General features: G+C 66.7%; 21 protein-coding genes. 13 read left to right on the top strand and 8 right to left on the bottom strand.

What is annotated here, in order from left to right:
• Window positions 1-7 precede the first annotated feature (7 nt).
• From NJH59_RS07155 to NJH59_RS07125, 7 genes are all read left to right on the top strand, one after another.
• Window positions 8-1,171, top strand: a complete 1,164-nt coding sequence (locus NJH59_RS07155; RefSeq protein WP_054914853.1) for an alginate O-acetyltransferase — start codon at window positions 8-10, stop codon at window positions 1,169-1,171.
• A 12-nt stretch (window positions 1,172-1,183) separates the two neighbouring features.
• Window positions 1,184-1,831 carry an alginate O-acetyltransferase AlgF gene (locus tag NJH59_RS07150; protein WP_043860998.1) on the top strand — a complete coding sequence of 216 codons (648 nt, stop codon included), beginning with the start codon at window positions 1,184-1,186 and terminating at the stop codon, window positions 1,829-1,831.
• Between the two features lie 33 nt (window positions 1,832-1,864).
• Window positions 1,865-3,316: a mannose-1-phosphate guanylyltransferase/mannose-6-phosphate isomerase gene (locus tag NJH59_RS07145; RefSeq protein ID WP_043860997.1), complete on the top strand. Its 1,452-nt coding sequence runs from the start codon at window positions 1,865-1,867 to the stop codon at window positions 3,314-3,316.
• 136 nt (window positions 3,317-3,452) lie between these two features.
• Window positions 3,453-3,917: a hypothetical protein gene (locus tag NJH59_RS07140; RefSeq protein WP_043860996.1), complete on the top strand. Its 465-nt coding sequence runs from the start codon at window positions 3,453-3,455 to the stop codon at window positions 3,915-3,917.
• Between the two features lie 76 nt (window positions 3,918-3,993).
• Window positions 3,994-4,473: a thioredoxin family protein gene (locus NJH59_RS07135; RefSeq protein ID WP_158255577.1), complete on the top strand. Its 480-nt coding sequence runs from the start codon at window positions 3,994-3,996 to the stop codon at window positions 4,471-4,473.
• Entirely contained in the window at window positions 4,364-5,188 is an 825-nt protein-coding gene (locus NJH59_RS07130) for an SDR family oxidoreductase (RefSeq protein ID WP_054914855.1), read from the top strand. Before NJH59_RS07135 ends, NJH59_RS07130 begins: the two co-directional genes overlap by 110 nt.
• A 241-nt stretch (window positions 5,189-5,429) precedes the next feature.
• Window positions 5,430-6,098, top strand: a complete 669-nt coding sequence (locus NJH59_RS07125; RefSeq protein WP_052504232.1) for a TetR/AcrR family transcriptional regulator — start codon at window positions 5,430-5,432, stop codon at window positions 6,096-6,098.
• On the opposite strand, the gene NJH59_RS07120 is transcribed toward NJH59_RS07125, so the two are convergent.
• Together NJH59_RS07120 and NJH59_RS07115 are read right to left on the bottom strand one after the other, a co-directional pair.
• Window positions 6,087-6,992: a CoA ester lyase gene (locus NJH59_RS07120; RefSeq protein WP_043860993.1), complete on the bottom strand. Its 906-nt coding sequence runs from the start codon at window positions 6,990-6,992 to the stop codon at window positions 6,087-6,089. The genes NJH59_RS07125 and NJH59_RS07120 overlap by 12 nt on opposite strands.
• A gap of 45 nt (window positions 6,993-7,037) precedes the next feature.
• Entirely contained in the window at window positions 7,038-7,778 is a 741-nt protein-coding gene (locus tag NJH59_RS07115; RefSeq protein WP_210014186.1) for an SDR family NAD(P)-dependent oxidoreductase, read from the bottom strand.
• Between the two features lie 465 nt (window positions 7,779-8,243).
• On the opposite strand from NJH59_RS07115, the gene NJH59_RS07110 reads away from it, so the two are divergent.
• The 4 genes from NJH59_RS07110 (at window position 8,244) to NJH59_RS07095 (ending at window position 13,079) form a co-directional block, all read left to right on the top strand.
• Entirely contained in the window at window positions 8,244-8,657 is a 414-nt protein-coding gene (locus tag NJH59_RS07110) for a thioesterase family protein (protein ID WP_043860990.1), read from the top strand.
• A gap of 71 nt (window positions 8,658-8,728) precedes the next feature.
• On the top strand, window positions 8,729-9,871 hold the full coding sequence (locus NJH59_RS07105) for an acyl-CoA dehydrogenase family protein (protein WP_253086584.1): 1,143 nt from the start codon (window positions 8,729-8,731) through the stop codon (window positions 9,869-9,871).
• Between the two features lie 114 nt (window positions 9,872-9,985).
• Window positions 9,986-11,347, top strand: coding sequence for a phenylacetate--CoA ligase PaaK (paaK, locus tag NJH59_RS07100; protein ID WP_100633482.1), 1,362 nt, complete (start codon window positions 9,986-9,988; stop codon window positions 11,345-11,347).
• Between the two features lie 40 nt (window positions 11,348-11,387).
• Window positions 11,388-13,079 (top strand): thiamine pyrophosphate-binding protein, encoded by a 1,692-nt coding sequence (locus NJH59_RS07095; RefSeq protein WP_253086583.1) that lies wholly within the window; start codon window positions 11,388-11,390, stop codon window positions 13,077-13,079.
• Between the two features lie 45 nt (window positions 13,080-13,124).
• Here NJH59_RS07095 and NJH59_RS07090 read toward each other — a convergent pair whose 3' ends face one another.
• The 5 genes from NJH59_RS07090 to NJH59_RS07070 all read right to left on the bottom strand — a co-directional run bounded on the left by NJH59_RS07090 (window position 13,125) and on the right by NJH59_RS07070 (window position 19,235).
• Window positions 13,125-13,919 (bottom strand): SDR family oxidoreductase, encoded by a 795-nt coding sequence (locus NJH59_RS07090; protein WP_043860986.1) that lies wholly within the window; start codon window positions 13,917-13,919, stop codon window positions 13,125-13,127.
• A 75-nt stretch (window positions 13,920-13,994) separates the two neighbouring features.
• Window positions 13,995-15,485, bottom strand: a complete 1,491-nt coding sequence (locus NJH59_RS07085; protein ID WP_043860985.1) for an efflux transporter outer membrane subunit — start codon at window positions 15,483-15,485, stop codon at window positions 13,995-13,997.
• Window positions 15,482-16,558 carry an HlyD family secretion protein gene (locus NJH59_RS07080; protein ID WP_043860984.1) on the bottom strand — a complete coding sequence of 359 codons (1,077 nt, stop codon included), beginning with the start codon at window positions 16,556-16,558 and terminating at the stop codon, window positions 15,482-15,484. Before NJH59_RS07080 ends, NJH59_RS07085 begins: the two co-directional genes overlap by 4 nt.
• Window positions 16,559-16,578: 20 nt before the next feature.
• Entirely contained in the window at window positions 16,579-18,132 is a 1,554-nt protein-coding gene (locus tag NJH59_RS07075) for an MFS transporter (RefSeq protein WP_043860983.1), read from the bottom strand.
• 191 nt (window positions 18,133-18,323) lie between these two features.
• Entirely contained in the window at window positions 18,324-19,235 is a 912-nt protein-coding gene (locus NJH59_RS07070) for a LysR family transcriptional regulator (RefSeq protein WP_043860982.1), read from the bottom strand.
• Window positions 19,236-19,405: 170 nt separating this feature from the next.
• On the opposite strand from NJH59_RS07070, the gene NJH59_RS07065 reads away from it, so the two are divergent.
• Window positions 19,406-19,858, top strand: a complete 453-nt coding sequence (locus tag NJH59_RS07065) for a universal stress protein (RefSeq protein ID WP_043860981.1) — start codon at window positions 19,406-19,408, stop codon at window positions 19,856-19,858.
• Between the two features lie 38 nt (window positions 19,859-19,896).
• Complete coding sequence (locus NJH59_RS07060) at window positions 19,897-20,673, top strand: enoyl-CoA hydratase (protein ID WP_043860980.1); 777 nt, start codon at window positions 19,897-19,899, stop codon at window positions 20,671-20,673.
• 26 nt (window positions 20,674-20,699) lie between these two features.
• Here the strand turns inward: NJH59_RS07060 and NJH59_RS07055 are convergent, their stop codons facing one another.
• Complete coding sequence (locus tag NJH59_RS07055) at window positions 20,700-21,557, bottom strand: HlyD family secretion protein (RefSeq protein ID WP_043860979.1); 858 nt, start codon at window positions 21,555-21,557, stop codon at window positions 20,700-20,702.

The raw sequence follows: 21,557 nt of genomic DNA, 5'->3' as shown, positions 1-21,557 counted from the left end.
GCCGACCATGACCCGATCATTACGCAAACTCTACGCCGTGCTGTTCATGGCCCTGCTGCTGGGCCTGGGCATCTGGTCGCTGGGGGGCCTGGGCAGTTTCCAGCGTACCGCGCAGATGTCCCTGCTCGACGGCAAGCTGGCCAAGGCCGCCGAAACCCACTACGACGCGCAGTTCCCGATCAAGCGCCTGGGCACCAACCTCTGGGCGGCGCTGGACTTCAAACTGTTCAACGAAGGCCGCCCGGGTGTGGTGCTGGGCCGCGAGCAATGGCTGTTCAGCGATGAAGAGTTCAAGCCGGTGGCCGGCAGCGAACAGTTCGAGGCCGAGAACCTCGCACTGATCCGCGGCGTGCGCGACACCCTCAAACAACACGGTGTGCAACTGGTGCTGGCGATCATCCCGGCCAAGGCCCGCCTGTACCCGGAGTACATCGGTGAGCAGACGCCCGCCAGCCTGCATGCCGACCTGTACAACCAGTTCCATGCCAAGGCGCGTCAGGCCGGCGTGTTCGCCCCGGACCTGCTCGGCCCGCTGCAGGCGGCCAAGGCCCAGGGCCAGGTGTTCCTGCGCACCGACACCCACTGGACACCACTGGGCGCCGAGGTGGTGGCACGCCACCTGGCCGAAGCCGTGGCCCGCCAGACCCTGCTCAGCGGCACGCCGCAGCAGTTCGTCACCGAAGCCAAAGCCGCCACACCGTACAAGGGCGACCTCACCAACTTCCTGCCGCTGGACCCGTTGTTCAGCCACCTGCTGCCGGCCCCGGACAGCCTGCAGCAACGCACCACCCGCCCTGCCCGGGCCCAGGACCAGGCCGACAGCGACGACGCGCTGTTTGCCGACAACGAGATCCCCGTGGCGCTGATCGGCACCAGCTACAGCGCCAACCCGCACTGGAACTTCCTCGGTGCGTTGCAGCAGGCGCTGCGCAGCGACGTGGTCAATTACGCCGAGGACGGCCATGGCCCGCTGCTGCCGATGCTCAAGTACCTGCAGACCGACGCCTTCAAGACCAGCGCCCCACAGGTGCTGGTATGGGAGTTCCCGGAACGTTATCTGCCAATGAAAAACGACCTCAGCGCCTTCGATCCGCAGTGGATCGCCCAGCTGAAGCAAACCCGTACCGCCAATCAAGACATGGCCCTGTCGTCCAATCGGACGCAACACTGAGAGGAACTGCACATGACCACCAAGCACCGCATTGCCAAAGCATTCGCCCTGACCGCCGGCATGAGCCTGCTCTCGCTGCAGGCCTGGGCCGGCGCCGACGCCGCACTGTATGGCCCCAGCGCGCCCAAGGGCTCGACCTTCGTGCGCCTGTACAACGCCGGCAACCAGCCGGTGGCCGCCAGTGTCGGCAACACCCAGATCAGCGAAGTGGCCGCCCAGGGCAGCAGCGATTTCAGCTTCATGCCCCAGGGCGACTACAGCGCCAAGGTCGGCAGCCAGACCGTACCGGTCAAGCTGGCGGGCGATCACTACTACACCCTGGTCAACCACGGCAGCGGCCAGCCGCAACTGGTCGAGGAACCACCGTTCAAGAACAAGCAGAAATCCCTGGTACGCGTGCAGAACCTGAGCGACCAGGCCCTGACCCTGAAGACCGCCGATGGCAAGACCGAAGTGGTCAAGCCGGTGGCGGCCAAGGCGCGCGGCGAGCGCGAGATCAACCCGGTCAAGGTCAGCCTGGCGCTGTATGAAGGCGACAAGAAAGTCAGCGACCTCAAGCCCGTTGCGCTCGAACGTGGCGAAGCGGCCGTGCTGTATGTGACCGGCAGTGGCAGCAACCTGTCGCCGGTCTGGGTCAAGCGCCCTGTGTCCACCCGTTAATCAACTGCCCCTTTCAACGTTCGGAGATTACCCATGATTCCAGTCATCCTGTCCGGTGGTAGCGGCTCGCGTCTGTGGCCCCTGTCGCGTAAGCAATTCCCCAAGCAGTTCCTGGCCCTGACCGGTGAACACACGCTGTTCCAGCAAACCCTGTCGCGCCTGGTGTTCGACGGCATGGACGCGCCCATCGTGGTGTGCAACAAGGACCACCGCTTCATCGTCAACGAGCAATTGGCCAACCTGAACCTGGACACCCAGGCGATCCTGATGGAGCCGTTCGGGCGCAACACCGCGCCGGCCGTGGCGCTCACGGCCATGAAACTGGTCAACGAAGGCCGCGACGAGCTGATGCTGGTGCTGCCGGCCGACCACGTGCTGGACGACCAGAAGGCCCTGCAACGCGCCCTGGCCCTGGCCACGGTGGCCGCCGAACGCGGCGAAATGGTGCTGTTCGGAGTGCCGGCGACCAAGCCGGAAACCGGCTACGGCTACATCAAGTCGAGCCAGGACGCCCTGCTGCCCGAAGGCATCAGCCGCGTGGCACAGTTCGTTGAAAAACCGGACGAAAAACGCGCCACCGAGTTCGTCAAGAGCGGCGGCTACTACTGGAACAGCGGCATGTTCCTGTTCCGCGCCAGCCGCTTCCTCGAAGAGCTGAAAAAGCACGACCCCGACATCTACGACACCTGCCTGCTGACCCTGGAGCGCAGCCTGGAAGACGGCGACAGCATCAGCATCGACGAGGCCACCTTCGCCTGCTGCCCGGACAACTCCATCGACTACGCGGTGATGGAAAAGACCCAGCGCGCCTGCGTGGTGCCGCTGAGTGCGGGCTGGAGCGACGTGGGCTGCTGGTCGTCGCTGTGGGACGTGCACGAGAAGGACACCAACGGCAACGTGACCAAGGGCGACGTGGTGGTGCAGGACAGCCACAACTGCATGATCCACGGCAACGGCAAGCTGGTATCGGTGATCGGCCTGGAGAACATCGTGGTGGTCGAGACCAAGGACGCCATGATGATCGCGCACAAGGACAAGGTTCAGGGGGTCAAACAGATGGTCAACACCCTGGACGCCCAGGGCCGCAACGAAACCCAGAACCACTGCGAGGTGTACCGCCCGTGGGGCTCGTATGACTCGGTGGACATGGGCGGGCGCTTCCAGGTCAAGCACATCACGGTAAAACCCGGCGCCAGCCTGTCGCTGCAGATGCACCACCACCGTGCCGAGCACTGGATCGTGGTGTCGGGCACGGCCGAGGTGACGTGCGACGAGAACGTGTTCCTGCTGTGCGAGAACCAGTCCACGTACATCCCGATCGCCTCGGTGCACCGCCTGCGCAACCCGGGCAAGATCCCTCTGGAGATCATCGAGGTGCAGTCGGGCAGCTACCTGGGCGAGGACGACATCGAGCGTTTCGAAGACATCTACGGGCGCTCCACGCCAGTGGAGCGCGGGGTGTCGATCAAGACCATCGCGCAGTGATCTGAAGCCCGGAAGGCCCTTTCGCGGGTCAAGCCCGCTCCCACAACGGTCGCCATCGAACCTGTGGGAGCGGGCTTGACCCGCGATGCTTTTATCAGGGTAGGATGATCCTTCATCCGCACCCAAGGCGCCCTCCATGTTCATCGGTATCCTGCTCATCCTCACCTGGCTGGTCCTGCTGCTGCGCTACCCGGCCAAGGCCTTGCCGATCTCCATGGCCGCGCTGCTCGGCCTGGGCCTGGTGGGCCTGTGGGTGGTGTGGCTGGACAACCGCGAGGCCAGCCAGCTGGCCCGCCTGGAACTGCGCCTGGACTACGCCCCCGACGCCTGCCCGGCCGACCGGCCGCTGCGCGTACAGATAAAGAACGCCAACCGCGTGCCGCTGGTCGAGCTGCGCTGGCGCGTGGCCGCCTACGCCCCCGGCGACACCGTCAACCTGGCCGAGAACACCTACGCCGCACCGCGCTACCGCGGCCCCGGCGACCTGCAGCCCGAGGCCAGCTGGCACGACTGCCTGCCCCTGCCCCCCCTGCGCTCAGGCTACCGCCCGCAAACCCTGGAATTTCGTGCCGAGCACCTGCAGGGTGGCTTTGCCAACTAGTATTTTTGCCAGTTACCTGAGACACGCCAGCCGGGGTTGAATGGAGCGCACCGCAATTCTTGCAGGAGGCACCACCATGTCACTCAGGCCCGTGACCCGCCTCGACCAGCTCCAGGCGCTGCTCGACGATTGCACACGCCAACGCCCGGCCATGGTCATGGTGGGCTCGGCCAGTTGCCCGCCTTGCCGCACGATGCATCCCGATGTTGCACGGCTTGGCAGTCAACATCCTCAGGTCGACTTCCACTATTTCAACGTCGACCTGTTCGAGGATCACCCGCAAGAACCGGCCCTGACCTGCCTGTTCCAGAGCCTGTCGCTGCACTACCTGCCTTCACATATCCTGTTGCCCGTCGCCGGCCCCAACCTCGTGGTGTGCGCCACGAGCATCACCCGGCTGATCGACGCCCTGACCGAACACCACATTCTGAGGAGAGCCCCCTTCCATGCCCGTCGTCCTGATCACCGGTTGCTCCAGCGGCATCGGCCGCGCCCTCGCCGACAGCTTCAAGTCCGCCGGCTACGACGTGTGGGCGACTGCGCGCAAGGCCGATGACGTCGCCACGCTGATCAAGGCCGGCTTCAGCAGCCGCCAGCTGGACGTCAACGACGAGGACGCCCTGGTGCGCCTGGCCGACGCCATCGAAACGGCCCATGGCGGCCTCGACATCCTGATCAACAACGCCGGCTACGGCGCGATGGGGCCGCTGCTGGACGGCGGTGTCGAGGCGATGCAGCGCCAGTTCGAGACCAACGTGTTCGCACTGATCGGTGTGACCCGTGCACTGTTCCCCTTGCTGCGACGCAATCGCGGCCTGGTGGTGAACATCGGCAGCGTGTCGGGTGTGCTGGTCACCCCGTTCGCCGGCGCCTATTGCGCATCCAAGGCGGCGGTGCATGCGCTCAGCGATGCGCTGCGCCTGGAACTGGCGCCGTTCGGCATCGGCGTGATGGAAGTGCAGCCCGGCGCCATCGCCTCAAGCTTCGCCAGCAATGCCGGGCGCGAGGCCGAGCAGGTGCTGGCGCAAGACTCGCCGTGGTGGCCATTGCGCGAGCAGGTGCGCGCCCGCGCCCGCGCCTCGCAGGACAGACCGACCCCCGCCAGCGCGTTCGCCCAGGGCCTGCTCAAGGCCGTACAGCAGCGTACCCCGCCCGACCTGCTGCGCCTGGGCAACGGCAGCCGCGCCTTGCCGCTGCTGGCCGGCGTGCTGCCCAAACGGCTGTTGGAAAAGGTGCTGAAGAAACGTTTCGGCCTCGACCGCAGCCTGTGATCTGCCCGGTTTGCGGGGGCCTGCGCCGGCGATAGCTGACCCTATCGCTAACTATAAAGTGCACACCAGAGCATTTTCCAAAGCGTCTCCAAGGCCAAGAATCGCCCTCGTACTGGATCGGCTGCATTGCCACAGCGGCGGCGCGCTCCAGGCAATCAGGGAGAAATCTCCAAGGTCGGAGCACCGCTGCCTGCTGGCAGCCTTTCTCACAAATGCAATCAGGCCCTTTCTGGAGACATTCGTGAAACACCTTAACCTTCCGCGCAAGATCCCCACCCAGGCCCGCTCGCGGATGATGGTCGAAACCATCCTCACCTCCACCGCCAAGGTGGTGGTCAAGCATGGCTACCAGGGCACCAACACCAACCTGGTGGCCCAGCGCGCCGGGGTCAGCGTGGGCTCGGTCTATCAGTACTTCCCGAACAAGGATGCATTGATCGCGGCGTTGCATGAGCGCCATGCGCAGGCCATGAACCGGGTGATTCTGGAGGTCGCCGGCGCCCACGAGGTGGCCGACCTGCCGGCCCACCTCAGGCTGCTGGTGCAAGCCCTGCTGCACCTGCACCAGCAGGAACCGGAGCTGCACCGGCTGCTCGACACCGACCTGGCCAACCTGAGCCGCAGCGTCGACGACCTGCAGCACAAGGCCCGCATCACCCTGTCCATCGAGCGCCTGCTGGACCGCTGGCGGGCCACGCTGGCTCACAGCAACCTGCACCTGGCCGCCTGGCTGGCGGCGCAGGTGATCACCTCGATGGTCAAGGCCTACATCCTCGACTCGCCGCAGATGAGCCAGGCGCAGATCGAGGATGCGATCAGCAGCTCGCTGATCGGGCTGTTGTGCCTCCCGCCAGCCATGCCGCTGGCCACCGCCCGCGCCCGCGCGCAGCCGCACAGCTCAGCGGCGTAGCGCCTGGCGCGCCTGCAACTGCTCGTAACGCTCCAGCAAGCGCAGCGCCTGCAGGTAGCTGGGCACTTCCACCACCAGGCCATCGACTTCGGCACGCACGTTGCCGCCCTGGGCAGCCGCCTCGAACGCCGCCACCTGCCGGCGCGCCAGTTCGGCGTCCGCGTCAGCGGGGGTGAGGTAGCGATTGGCGACCGCCACGTGCGCCGGGTTGACCACACCCTTGGCCTGGTAGCCGATGGAGCGGGCGAACTGCATGTCGGCTTCGGCACCCTGCGCGTCGGCAAAGGTGTAGGGCGAGTCGATGGCCAGCACCCCCGCCGCCGCGCATTCGAGCAGAAAGCGCGAGCGCGGGTAATACAGCTCGGTGCCGGCGCGGCTGCGCCCGGCGCCCAGGTCGGCCACCATGTCCTCGGTGGCCACCAGCATCGCCTTGATACGCGGGCTGGCGGCGGCGATCTCGATGGCGCGCACCACGCCCAGCGCGGTCTCGATGTTCGGCACGATCAACGTGCTGCCGGCAGCGATGCCATGGCGCCCCTCAAGCTCGGTGATCAACTGGTCCAGCTCGATCATCTGCTCGCGGCGCTCGACCTTGGACATCATCACCACCTGCGGGCGGCCAGCCATCACTGCCGCCAGGTCCTCGTGGCCACAGGTTTCAAACGGGTTGATGCGCACCGCACTGACCCGCCCGCAGGCGCGCCAGCGCTGCAGGATATCCACCGCCAGTGCACGCGCCTCGGGGCGTCGCGCCGGTGGGGTGAAGTCCTCCAGCTCCTGCACCAGCACGTCGCCATCGCCGTCGAGTGCCGCCAGCAACGCGCGCTCGTCGGCGCCGGGAATGAAGAAAAAGGTGCGGCAAAGCGCCAGTGGGTTGTCCTTGGAAACTGCCATGGTTGACGTCCTGTACAGAGAAGAAAAGGAAGAAAAGAAAGCGCCTCAGAGCATCGCCAGGCCGCCGTCCACGGCGATGGTGGTGCCGCTGACGAACGAGGCCTTGCCCGACAGCAGCCAGGCGATCACCTCGGCGGCTTCCTCGGCACGGCCCTCGCGGCGCAAGGCGGTCATGCCGTGCAGCTGTTCGAGCTTGCCGGCGACGCGCGTGGTGTCATCGAGCATCGGCGTGCGGATCACCGCCGGGGCGACGCAATTGACGGTCAGCCCGCGCGGGCCCAGTTCGCGCGCCAGGCCCTTGCTCAGGGTGATTACCGCGCCCTTGCTGGTGGCGTAGCCGAGCGTGCCGGCCAGGCCACCGCCGCGAATGCCGGCGACGCTGGCCACGGTGCAGATATGCCCGCCGGCGCGCATCAAGGGCACGCTGTGCTGCACCACGCTGAAGGTGGCAAGCAGGTTGACCTCCAGCAACTGGCGCAGGCGCGCCACGCTCAGGTCGTCGAATGCCGTGGTGTCGACCACCCCGGCGCAGGTGGCCAGGCCATCGATGCGCCCGCGCCACTGGGCGATTTCGGCGAACACCGCGGCCACTGCCTGTTCATCGCACAGGTCCAGGGCGAACGGCCGATGGCCTGGGCCCAGCGCATGCAGGGTGCGATCCAGGCCGCCTTCGTCACGGTCCAGGCACGCCACCTGAAAACCCTCCCGTGCCAGCTGCAGGGCGGTCGCCGCGCCAATACCGCTGGCCGCACCGGTGACCACCGCCACCCTGTCTTGATTGGTCATGAACACTGCACTCCCTGAATGGCGATACAGGGCCGCTACAACAACGGCGCCTGAGTGGCGGCCATGCTAAAAGAATGCCTGCCGAACAACTACTCGCATTAAAAACCCCACACACAAAAGCCGTGCCCGTGTACCCGCCGTGGATTGCTCGCATTGCCGGGAATATTAAATATTCATGACCAAAGTTCGTTGTCGGCGGCGAAATGCGAGCAATTCAACGCCCCCTTGGAGGCCGCCCCCACAAACGAACCATGGCGTACAACCAGCAGCCAGCAACCCCACGGCAGACAAGCGCTACAGCGCGAAAGCGAGTTTCACGCAAACAAACGCGAGTAGCCTTGCAAGTTCAACTTGCCTAGCATTTGAAACAACTTGAAACCCACTTTCAAGGGACCGAACAAGTTGCCGATAAGTTTCAATAACATTTCGCCAACTTCAAACAGAACAAACAAAAGGAAGTGCACCATGAGCCAGAAAGGCTTTGAGACCGTCATTGAAATCAAATACCGCGACACCGACTCGATGGGCCATGTAAGCAGCCCCATCTATTATGACTACATGCAACATGCCTACCTCTGCTACATGCACCACCTGCTGCAACTGCCAAAGAGCGAAAAACTGCCGCACATCATGGTGCGCAGCGAGTGCGACTACCTCAAGCAGGCCATGTACGGCGAAACCCTGGTGGTCAGCAGCGCCGTGGTGAAATTCGGCACCAAGAGCTTCGAGATCGAGCACACCATGCGCCGCCAGGACGATACCCACGAGGTGGTGGCCAGGGCCAAGTCGTACCACGTGATGTTCGACTACGACAAACAGGCCACCGTGCCTGTGCCCCAGGCATTCAAGGATCAGGTCCTGGCTTTCCAGGAAGGCTGAGCCGGCGCTCAGGGACGAACCGTTCGCCGACGCTCAGGCGCCCCGGCGAACCGACTGCAAAGGTACGCTCAATGAAACTCTCCTGGACTCCACAGCAGCTCGCGCTGCTGTCGACCTACCGCGCCATCGGCGTGGAACTGGCCGAGGCGCGGCGCAGCGCCGCCCCCGGTTTCGATCACTACGGCTGGCAGCGCCTGTGCGACGCGGGCCTGTGGAAGCTGGTCATCCCGCTCGAATACGGCGGCCTGGGTGAAGACTGGTGGGGCTTCAGTGCCGCGCTGGAAGGCCTGGCCTCGTCGATCCGCACGCCCGAGCTGCTGCTGTCGGTGATTGCCCAGGCCGGCATGGTCCGCGCCCTGATGCTCTACGGCAGCGACGCCCAGAAGGACCGCTACCTGAGCGCGATCCTGGCCGGCGCGCTGAGCGCCACCGGCATCGCCGAACCGGGCACCGGCACCGACGTGCGCAGTATCCACAGCCTGCTGACCCCGTGCGCGGACGGCTACCGGCTGACCGGCAGCAAGTTCAACATCGCCCATGCACCGGTGGCCGACTTCCTGCTGATCGTGACCCGCCTGGCCACCGACTCCAAGCACAACATCGCCCTGGTGATCATCGACAAGGACACCCCCGGCCTGACCCGTGGCGAGCCGGACGACAAGTTGGGTAACAAGCACCTGCCCACCGGCCCGCTGCACTTCGACAACCTGCCGGTGCCGGCCGAACAGGTCCTGGGCGAGCCGGGCCGCGGCCTGCAGCAACTGATCAGGATCATCTCGCTGGGGCGTGCGTACTACGGCCTGGTAGCGGCCAACCTGCCCACCCCGTTCCTGGCCGAGGCCATGCACTACGCGGCCAAACGCCAGAGCTTCAACAGCGCCATCGACACCCACCAGTACGTGCAGAAGCGCCTGGTGGACATCGCCATCGGCATGGAGCGCAACCGCTGGATGGTGTACGCCGCGCTCGACCAGCTGCTGGGCAACGACCCCCAGGCGCTGATGAGCTGCTCGATCGCCAAGCTCGGCGCCGCGCAGGACTTCATCCACAGCGCCATCAGCCTGCTCAAGCTGTACGGCAGCCTGGGCTACCACGAAGGCGACATCGCCACCCTGGTCAAGGACGCGCTGGGCTTTGCCAGCGTGGGCGGCACCGAAGAGATGCACCAGAAGAACATCTTCAACCAGCTGCTGCGCCTGACCCAGGCCGGCTGACCCCGCAGCGCCCGCCCCTGCCACCTGCGCGCCCGGCCCCACCCGGCGCGCGGGCATGGCAGCGCGAGCGTGGGCGCCCTTGACCACTCCCCTTCCTGGTAGAGAACAGACCCGATGCCGATCGAATCGACTTTACTGCACGCAAGCCCTGTCGCCGCCCTGGCCCCGGTGCCCTTCGCCCAACCGTTCGATGACCACCTGGAACAGGCCGGCCTCGACGAGTTGCGCCAGCACCAATTGCTGCGCCTGCGCCAGACCCTGCTGCATGCCTATACCCATGTGGCCTGGTACCGCGAGCAGTTCCATGCACTGGACGTGCACCCCTACGACCTCAAGCACCTCGACGACCTGGCGCACTTCCCGCTGACCAGCAAGGCACAGTTGCGCGACCACTACCCCTTCGGCCTGTTCGCCGTGCCGATGGACCAGGTGCTGCGCCTGCATGCCTCCAGCGGCACCACCGGCCAGCCCACCGTGGTCGGCTACACGCGCAACGATATCGACGTGTGGGCCTCGCTGGTGGCGCGCTCGATCCGCGCTGCGGGCGGGCGGCGCGGCGACCGCATCCATATCGCCTATGGCTACGGCCTGTTCACCGGAGGCCTGGGCGCACACTACGGCGCCGAGAAACTGGGCTGCACGGTGATCCCGATGTCGGGCGGGCAGACCGCACGCCAGGTGCAGCTGCTCAAGGACTTCCAGCCGGACATCATCATGGTGACGCCGTCCTACATGCTCAACATCGCCGAAGAGATCGAACGCCAGGGCATCGACCCGCAGTCGCTGTCGCTGCGCGCCGGGATCTTCGGCGCCGAGCCGTGGGGCGGACAGATGCGCGGCGAGCTGGAACAGCGCCTGGGCATCAAGGCCCTGGACATCTACGGCCTGTCGGAAGTGATGGGCCCGGGGGTGGCCATGGAGCACCTCGACACCCAGGACGGCCCGACACTCTGGGAAGACCACTTCTACCCCGAGATCATCGACCCGGTCACCGGCGCGGTGCTGCCCGACGGGCAGTTCGGCGAACTGGTGCTGACCACCCTGAGCAAGGAAGCGCTGCCGATGGTGCGCTACCGCACCCGCGACCTCACCCGCCTGTTGCCCGGCAACGGTCGCGCCATGCGCCGCATCGACCGCATCACCGGGCGCAGCGACGACATGCTGATCATCCGCGGGGTCAACGTGTTCCCCAGCCAGATCGAGGAGCAACTGCTCAAGCTGCTGATGTTCAGCCCGGTGTACCAGTTGCATGTCAGCCGCCAGGGCAACCTCGACGTGCTGGCCGTACACGTCGAGCTGCGCCCGGAACACAGCGGCCTGAGCGCCCAGCAGCAACAGGCCGCCTGCCAGCAGCTGAGCCACCAGATCAAGGTGCACGTGGGCATCAGCACCCACATCCAGCTGCACCCGTGCCACACCCTCAAGCGTTCCGAAGGCAAGGCCGGCAACGTCATCGACCTGCGCCGCCAGCCCTAGCGGCGCACCCTCTCTCAAGGATCACGAGGCTCCCCTACTCATGGACATGACCATTGGCGATTTTCTGCTGCGCCGCCTTCAGGAATTCGGCATCCGCCACCTGTTCGGCGTGCCCGGCGACTACAACCTGACCCTGCTCGAACAGGTCGAGGCGCTGCCCACGCTCGACTTCATCGGCAACTGCAACGAACTCAACGCGGCCTACGCGGCCGACGGCTACGCCCGCACCCAGGGCTTCGGCGCGGTGCTGACCACCTACGGGGTGGGCGACCTCAGTGCACTCAACGGCATCGCCGGCGCCTATGCCGAGCGGGTGCCGGTGATCATGGTGTCGGGCATGCCGCCGCTGCACGCGATCATCGACCGGGCCCTGATGCACCACACCCTGGGCGACGGCAACTACGACAACATCATGGTGACCCTGCGCCAGTTCACTGTGGCCCAGGCGCGCATCACCGTGGAAAACGCCGCCATGGAAATCGACCGCGTATTGCAGACCTGCTACCGCGAACGCCGCCCGGTGTACCTGCAACTGCCCAGCGACCTGGCCACCCTGCCGATCGAGGTGCCCGACACGCCGCTGCAACTGAGCGAGCCGCGCAGCGAGCCGGGGCAACTGCAGGCGGTGGTACGGGCGCTGGTGGCACGCCTGGATGCCGCCAGCTCGCCGGTGCTGCTGGTGGACATGGACGTGGCGCGCTTTGGCCTGGTGCCCCAGGTGCTCGAGCTGATCGAGCGCTTCGACCTGCCCTTCGCCTGCCTGCCGCCGGCCAAGGCCATGCTGCCCGAGTCGCACCCGCTGTTCCTCGGCACCTACGCCGGTGCCGGCTCCGCGCCCGGCGTGCGTGCGGCACTGGAGCAATCCGACTGCGTGATCAGCCTTGGCGCACGCTTCACCGACACCAGCACCGCGCTGTTCTCCCACAGCTTCATGGACGGCGCGCTGATCCAGCTGCACGCCTACGCGGCCTCGATCGCCAGGCAGCACTACACCGCCGTGAGCCTGGGCCAGGTGCTCCAGGCGCTGGGCCAACAGGCGCTGGCACGCGAGCGCCGCGCCCAGCGCATCCCGCCGTTCAGTGCCAGCCCGGCGTTCGCCGCGCTGTCGGGCAAGCCGCTGAGCCAGCTGCGCTTCTGGCAGCGCATCGGCCACCTGATCGAAGCCGACGACCTGGTCATCGCCGAAAGCGGTACCTCGTCGGCGGGCATCAGCGGCCTGCGCCTGCCGACCGGGGCAACCTGCATCACCCAGCCGATCTGGGGTTCGATCGGCTACACCCTGCCCGCGCTGCTGGGCAGCCTGCTGGCCGCACCGACACGCCGCCAACTGCTGTTCATCGGCGACGGCTCGTTGCAGATGACCGTGCAGGAGCTGTCGACGATTCTGGCGCACAACCTCAAGCCGGTGATCTTCCTGATCAACAACGATGGCTACACCATCGAACGGCTGATCCTGGGCGAGCATGCCAGCTACAACGACGTGAACCCCTGGCGCTATGCGCAACTGGCCAGCGTGCTGGACACCCGCGAGCGCTCGCGCAGCTTCACCGTGCACACCGAGGACCAGCTCGAAGATGCGCTGGCCCAGGCCGCACAGGCCGACACGCTGGTGTTCATCGAAGTGGTGATGGAACGCATGGACGCGCCCGAATCGCTCAAGCGCTTTGCCCGGCTGTTCGCCGAGTTCGACTACGGGCTGCAACCGGCCAGCCTGCCGGTGATTGCCGGCTGAAGGCCGCGCCCGGGCGAGTCGCTCGCCCGGGCGCGGCAGGGTGCATCAGGCGATGGAACGAACCACGCCGCCATCCACGCGCAGGGCTGCGCCGGTGGTGGCGCTGGCCTGGCGCGAGGCCAGGTAGACCACCATGTTGGCGACCTCCTCGACCGTGGCCAGGCGCTTGATGACCGAGCTGGGACGGTGCTCGGCTATGAACCGGGCCTCCAGCGTCTCGCTGTCCACCCCCTGCTCCCTGGCCATCTGGCTGAAGTAGCCGCCCACGCCTTCGGAGCGGGTCGGGCCCGGCAGCACCGCATTGACGGTCACGCCGGTACCGGCCAGGGTCTCGGCCAGCCCGCGGGAAATCGCCAGCAGAGCGGTCTTGGTGGTGCCGTAGTGCACCATCTCGGTCGGGATCTGCAGCGCCGATTCACTCGACAGGAACAGCACCCGGCCCCACTCGCGCGTGGCCATGCCCTTGGCGTAATGGCGCGACAGGCGCACCGCGCTCATCACGTTGACCTCGAAGAAGCGCTGCCAGTCCTCGTCGCTGATCTCGAAGAAGCCCTTGGGCTCGAAGATGCCCAGGTTGTTGACCAGGATGTCGGTTTCCGGCTCCTTGGCAAACAGGATGTCCGCCCCCTCGGCCGTGCCCAGGTCGGCCGCGATGCCCTTGACCTTGGCCCCCGGCAATTTGCGCTGGATCTGTTCGACGGCGCGCGTGACACGGGCCTTGGTGCGCCCGTTGACCACCACCTCGGCACCGGCCTCGGCCAGCCCGTGGGCAATGGCAAAGCCGATACCGGCGGTGGAGCCGCTGACGATCGCACGCTTGCCGTGCAAGGAAATATTCATACCTGCGTCCTTTTCTGGATGACATGTGAACCCCGGCGCGGCGCCGGCCGTGCCGGGGCACGGCCGGCGCAGGCCTCATGGGTGCTTTGACCGCTGCCCTCGATCGAGTTCAGCGCTGGCCTGGGCCGGTGGGGCAAATGACTGCCAGCCCCCACCCAGGGATTTGTACAGGCCGACCATGGCCAGCGACACCGCCGCCGAGCTTTCGACCCACTGCTCCTGGTTGGCCAGCAAGGCGCTCTGCACGGTCAGCACGTTGAGGAAGTCGACCGCGCCCTCGACGTACTGGTTGCGCGCGGTGTCCAGCGCCACCCGGCTCTGGCGCACCGCTTCGTCGAGCAGGTCGCGGCGCAGCTGGCTGGCGTTGTACAGGCGCAGCACATCGTCGATCTCGTGCCAGGCGCGCAGCACCACCTGCTGGTACTGCACAGCCGCTTCCTGCTGCTGCGCCTCGCGCAGCTTGAGCACGCCGGTCAGGCGCCCGCCCTCGAAGATCGGCAGGCTCAACTGCGGGCCGATGGCAAACCGGCGCGAACTCCAGTTGCCGAAGTCCGACAGTTGCAGCGACTGGAACCCCGCGCTGCCCGACAGGCGGATGCTCGGATAGAAGTTGGCCTTGGCCACCCCGATGCTGGCCGTGGCGGCGTGCAGTTGCGCCTGCGCCTGGCGGATGTCGGGGCGCCGCTCGGCCAGCTCCGAGGGCAGGCCCATGGCAAAGCGCTGCGCGGTCTGCGGCATCGGTGCCGGTTGCAGCAGTTCGTTCTGCAGGCTGCGTGGCGGTTCGGCCAGCAGCAGGCTCAGGGCGTTGATCAGTTGCGCCTGGCGGTCTTCCAGGGTGGGCAGGCGCGCCTCGATGGACGCCACCTGCGCCTTGGCCTGGGCCACGTCGAGGTTGGTCGCCACGCCATCGTTCAGGCGCATCTGCGACAGGCGCAGGCTGTGGCGCGACACGTCGAGGTTCTCGCGGATCACCGCCAGGGTGCTCTGCACCGCACGCAGCTGGATATAGTCGTGGGCGGTCTCGGCCAGCAACGACAGCAGCACGCCCTGGCGGTCGTTTTCGGCCACCTCGACGCTGGCGTCGGCGGCCTCCACCTCACGCCGCACCCGGCCCCACAGGTCCAGTTCCCAGGCAGCGGTGAAGTCGCCCTGCCACAGGTTGAAGGCCGACTTGCCGTTCTTGCCGGACGGGTCGTTGAGGCCATCCTCGCTGTTGCGGGCGCGGCTGTAGTTGCCGTTCAGGTCGACCGACGGGTACTGCTCGGAGGCAATGCTGCTGCGCACCGCGCGGCTCTGCATCAGCCGGGCGGTGGCCACCTGCAGGTCCAGGTTGCGTTCGACCGCGCGCTGCACCAGTGACGACAGCTGCGCATCGTTGAACTGCTCCCACCAGCGCGCCTGCAGCGGTGTCGCCTCGGGCTGGCTGGGGCCGGCCTTCTCCTGCAGGGTCGGCCAGGCCGACGGCGCGGTGGAGCGCGGCGCTTCGAAATCGGGGCCCAGGCTGCAGGCGCCGAGGGTCAGCGTGGCGCCCAGCAGCAAGGGCGAAGTAGCCTGTGCGAAGTTCATCGAGCGCTGACCTCGTTGCCGGCCTGGGCCCTGGCCGGGCTCTGGGTATCAATTTTGGCGATCACCGACATGCCCACGCGCAGGCGGCTGAGCAATGGCTGGTCGGCGTCGAGCACGATCTTCACCGGGATGCGCTGCACCACCTTGGTGAAGTTGCCGGTGGCGTTGTCCGGCTTGACTGCGGCAAAGGTCAGGCCGGTGGCCGGGGCCACGCTCTGCACATGGCCGCGCAGCTGTTCACCGGCAAAGGTATCCACGCTCACCAGCACTGCCTGGCCTGGCTGCACGTGGGTCAGCTGGGTTTCCTGGAAGTTGCCGACCACGTAGGCCTGCGCCAGCGGCACCACCGAGAGCAGCCGTGCGCCCGGGTTGACGTAGGCGCCCACGCGCACGGCGCGCTCGCCGACCATGCCGTCGATGGGTGCGACGATCTGCGTGTAGGACAGGTCCAGGCGGGCACGGTCCAGCGCGGCCTCGGCATGCTTGAGGCCACCCTGGGCCGCCTCCACCTGCGCGGTGAGAATGTCCACCTGCTTGCGTGCCGCGGCCAGCGCCGCACGGGTGTTGGCCAGGCGTGCCTGGGCCTGGTCGACCCGGCTGCGCGCCTGCTGGGCGTTCTGCACGGTGCCGGCGCCCTGCTCGGCCAGGCGGGTGTGACGGGTCAGTTCATGGTTGGCAAACGCCAGCGCCGCCTCGTCGGCAGCCACCGTGGCCTGGGCCTGGGCGATCAGCGAAGCCTGGCGTTCGAGGGTGGCGCGGGCGTTCTGGTACTGCGCGCGGGACATCAGCAACTGCGCGTCGGCGGCGGCCAGCGCCGCCTGGAAGTCGCGGTCGTCGATCTGCGCCAGCACCTGGCCGGCCTTGACCTGCTGGTTGTCCTCGACGTGGACCGCCTTGATGAAGCCCGACACCTTGGGCGCCACCACGGTGTAGTCGGCCGTGACGTACGCATCGTTGGTGGACTGCGTGCCGCCGCTGCCGAACAGCGCGGGCAGCGCCACATAGGCCAGGCCGGCGACGACGATCACCGCCACGGCGATCAGGGTGAGTCTGGAAGTTTTACTTGAGGTCATGTCTTTCTCTCTCGACGGGACTAGGCCACTGCACGCGGCGGGTAGATCCGGGTAGGCACAAAGGGAATCAGCACGATCAGCGCCAGTGCCAGCAGCGCCATGCACAGGTAAAGGTCGGCCGAGGTCAGCACCACGGCCTGCTCATGGATGCGCCTGGCCAGCCCCGGCGCATCGCTGGCAGCCAGCGGCGAGTTGCCCAGGTTGTCCACCAGCATGTTGGAGTGGAAATGCCGGCGCACCGTGGTCAGGGCCTCCAGCACCCCGGCGGCCACCACCGAAGCCAGGCCCTTGATGGTGTTGAACCAGGCCGAGGCGAACGGGCCGTCCTGCGGGGTCATGCCGCCGGTGGCGAGCATCAGCAGCGGGATCACCGCCATCGGCTGGCCGAAGATCTGGAACAGTTGCAGCACATAGAAGTTTTCGCGCACCCACTGCGAGGTGATCTGTGTGCCGCCCAGGCATGACATGGCGAGCATGCCCAGGCCGATGGCCAGCACCCAGCGGCAGTCCACCGCGCGGATGTTGCACAGCGCCGCGGTCAGCGGCAGCGCCAGCAGTTGCGGCAGCGCCACCAGCAGCATCACCGGGCCGCTGTGCACGGGCCGATAGCCCTGGACCTGGGCCAGGTAGTTGGTGGGGATGATGATCACGGCCGACAGCACCACCAGCACCCCGCCCAGGGTGATCAGGGCGTGGGTCAGGTTGCGGTTGCGCAGCATCTGCAGCTTGAAGAACGGCAGCGGGTGCGACCATTCGTTGATCATGAACAGCACCAGCAGCACCACCCCGCCGCCCAGCAGCCAGCAGATCAGCGGCGAGTTGAACCAGCCCATGCGGTCGCCCTGGGACAGGCCGATCACGATCGAGCAGATGGCCGGCAGCCCCAGCAACAGGCCGCGCCAGTCGAACTGCTTGAAGCGCTCCAGGCGCAACGGGTCCTGCGGCAGGCCCCAGGCCACGCAGCCCATGGCCACCAGCGAGGGCAGGATGATCTGCCAGAACGCCCACTGCCAGCCGACATACTCGGTCCACATGCCCGCCAGCGGCAGGCCCAGGCTCGGCCCGAAGGTCGCGGTCAGGGCGTAGCCGGCCAGGCCGTAGAGCTTGATGCCGGGGGGCAGAAAGCGCAGCGCCACGCTCATCAGCATCGGCGGCAGCGCGCCCCCGGCAAGGCCTTGCAGGGTGCGCAGCAGCATCAGGCTTTCGAGGTTGGGTGCAAACGGGCAGAGCAGCCCCAGTACGGCAAAGGCACCGATGGCACACAGGGTGAAGCGGCGCAGCGAGAAGGTCACCGAGCACCAGGGCGCAAAGGCCATGGCCGACACCGAGGTGGCCGAGTACAGCGCCACCAGCCAGGCCCCTTCGTCGGCGCCGATGTGCATCCCGCCACGGATGTCGGCCAGGGCCATCTTGGTGACCATCTCGTTGAGGCCGGCGCACAGCACCGCCAGCAGCACGCCGACCAGGCCCACCACGATACGCAGGCCGAAGGCAGCCGGGGCGGCCGGTTTGGCAGGCGCCGCAGCGGGCGCCGGGGTGGCCCCCAAGGGCGCCTGGGCCGCCAGCGACGTCATGGCCGGCCCCCGCCCACAGGCGCTGAAGCACGGCAGAAAAAAGGCACACACATGGCAGGAGGACTCCGGGTAGTTAAGTACCCGGCAAGTCTATGGAGGCCAATAGATGACGAAAACTGACATATTCGCAGTTTATTGCTGCGTCAAACGCAATCCACAAAAGCCACCGATAACGCGTGCCTGCCCCGGGCTCAGGCGTAGTGCCTGGAGCAGCACTCCTTGAGGGTCTGGCGCAACCAGCGGTGGGCGGGGTCGTTGTCGAAGCGCGGGTGCCAGGCCTGCATGATGGTCACCGCCTCCAGCGCCATCGGGATGCGGAACGAGCGCAGCGGCAGGCCGAGCCGGGCCACGCTCATCAGCACGTGCTCGGGTAGCGCCAGCAGCAACTCGGAGTCGGGCAGCGAGAACATCGCCGAATGAAAGCTCGGGGTGATCAGCGCCACGCGCCGCTGCAGGCCCATGCCGGCCAGCGCCGCATCGATCGGGCCGGCGGCGCGGCCACGGCGCGACACGCTGATCTGCTCGTAGCCGGCGAAGCGCTCGGGGGTGATCTCGTCATCGAAGATCGGGTGATCGACCCGCGCCAGGCCGACGAAGGTGGTGGAGAACAGGCTCTGCACCTTGATCTCGGGGCCGAGGTTGCGCGTGGCACTGATGTACAGGTCCAGGCGCCCGTCGCGCAGTGCGGCGTCCTCGTCGCCGCCCTCGCCTTCGGGCACGAAGCGCAGCACCGTGTGCGGCGCCTGTTCGCGCATGGTTTCCAGCAGGGGCGCGGCAAAGGGCGCGATGAACACATCGTTGGCGCGCAGATTGAAGGCCCGCTCCAGGCTCTGCAGGTCGACCTCGTCACTGGAACTGAACACCTGGTTGGCCTGCTCCACCACGCTGCGCACCTGACTGCGCAGGGCCATGGCCTTGGGCGTGGGCACCAGGCCGCGGCCGGCGCGCACCAGAATCGGGTCACCCACCGCATGGCGAATGCGCGTCAGGGTACGGCTCATGGCCGCGGGGCTCAGGTTCATCCGCCGCGCCGCGCCGACCACACTGCCTTCATCGAGCAGCGCATCCAGCGCGACCAGCAAATTCATATCTGGAAAGTGCATGGCAAGCATCCATTCATTGCTTCGTTGAGTCCGGGGCAAAGCTTAACAGTTTCCGCCGCGCTCACAGCCCCTGCATGTGGCGCAACTAGTCATTGCACGCTGCACCATTTACCGCGCCGCATGCTTTTTTCAAGAATGCTGCTCTTTGCACAGTGAGTGGACCCTGCCCCATGTACAGCGTCGTTTTGATCGCCATCGATGGCTCGCCACGCAGCCACGGCATCCTGGAAACCGTCAGCACGTTCTGCGAGCAGACCCGTCATCGCCTGCATGTGCTGCTGGCGGTCGACCGTGCCTACGCGCTGCCCGAACAGGACGGCCACATCAGCCCGCAGGACGAAACCGAATACCCGGCGGCCAGCCATGAACAGCAGGTGGCCGACATGAGCATGCTGCAGGCGGTGACCCACCTGCGCGAACGCGGCTTCCAGACCGAAGGCAACCTGGTCAATGGCGACCCGGTGTCGAGCATCGTCGCCGAGGCCAAGCGCCTGGGCAGCGACCTGATCGTGATGGGCCACCGCCACCTGTCGCGGCTGGACCGCATGTTCGACCCCTCGATCAGCAGCAAAGTCATCGACAAGGCCGGTTGCCCGGTACTGGTCGATGCGCGTCATCTCTGACGCCCCCTTGCACTCACCCCTTGAACGAGACTACACGGATGAAACTCGATTACCTGCTGCTGGAACAGATTGACGCGGTGGCGCTGATTCGCCTCAACCGGCCGCTGTCGCTCAATGCCCTGTGCGCCGAACTGGCGGCGGAGCTGGCCGGCGTGCTCGACCGCCTGGAACAGGACCGCAGCGTGCGCGCCGTGGTGCTGACCGGCACCGACACGGTGTTCGCCGCCGGGGCCGACATCATGGCCATGCGCAACCGCAACTACATCGACGTGTACACCAGCGACTTCGTGACCGTGGACTGGGAGCGCCTGGCCAGCTTTCGCAAACCGGTGATCGCCGCGGTGGCCGGCTACGCACTGGGCGGTGGCTGCGAGATGGCGCTGATGTGCGACTTCATCATCGCCGCCGAGAGCGCGCGCTTCGGCCAGCCGGAAATCAAGCTGGGGACCATCCCCGGTGCCGGCGGCAGCCAGCGCCTGGCGCACTTCATCGGCAAGGCCAAGGCCATGGACATGGTGCTCACCGGGCGCACCCTGGACGCCCACGAAGCCGAGCGCTGCGGCCTGGTGAGCCGGGTGGTGAGCGACGCGGCGCTGCTCAACGAAGCCTTGCGTGTCGCGGCGCGGATCGCCGGCTACTCCGGGCCGGTAGCAATGATGGCCAAGGAGGCGGTGAACGGCGCCTTCGAAACCACCTTGAGCGAAGGCGTACGCCAGGAGCGCCGGCTGTTTCATTCCACCTTCGCCATCGAGGACCAGAAGGAAGGCATGGCCGCCTTCGCCGAGAAGCGCGAGCCGCAGTTCATGCACCGCTGAACGTTCGCCATGGCAGCGGCACGCGCTCAATCGCGCGGCTTGACCACCACCGTGCAGGTGGTGCCCGCTGCCAGCAGGAAGCCTTCAGGCACCTCGTCGATGTGAATGCGCACCGGTACCCGCTGGGCCAGGCGCACCCAGTTGAAGGTGGGGTTGACGTCGGCGATCAGCTCGCGGCTTTCAGGGTTGTCGCGGTCATAGATGCCGCGCGAGATGCTCTCCACATGCCCCTTGAGCACCTCGCCGCTCATCATCTGCAGGTCGGCCTGATCGCCCACCTTCACATGCGGCAGCTTGGTCTCCTCGAAGAAGCCGTAGACCCAGAACGAGTCCTTGTCGACCACCGCCATCTTCGGCTCACCGGTGCGCGCATAGTCGCCGCGGTGCACGTTGAGGTTGGTCACGTAGCCGTCCACCGTGGCCAGGATGCGCGTGCGCTTGAGGTCCAGCTCTGCCGCCGCCAGCTGCGCCTGGGCCTGCTGGTAGTCGGCCAGGGCCGAGTTGGCGATGTTGCTGGCGTCGTCGCGGTTCTCCCGCGAGATCACCAGGTTGTCCATGTCGGCACGCCGGTGCGCATTGACCTTGCGCATCTCCCAGGTGGCCTTGCGCGAGGCTACAAGCGCCTGCGCCTGCCTGACCGCCACCTCGTAGTGCTCGGGGTCGATCTGGATCAGCAGGTCGCCCTTCTTCACCAGCTGGTTGTCGCGCACCGGCACGTCCACCACATAGCCGGGCACGTCGGCGGCCACGTTGATGATGTCGGCGCGTACCCGCCCGTCGCGGGTCCAGGGCGTGTTCATGTACTGCACCCACAATTGCCGGCCGATCGCCACGGCAGCTGCCAGTACCAGCAAGGTGGCGATCAGGCTGAAAAACTTTTTCAT

It is taken from the genome of Pseudomonas sp. VE 267-6A, assembly GCF_024126555.1.
GTDB lineage: Bacteria > Pseudomonadota > Gammaproteobacteria > Pseudomonadales > Pseudomonadaceae > Aquipseudomonas > Aquipseudomonas palmensis.
This window is presented reverse-complemented; position numbering and strand designations above follow the sequence as displayed.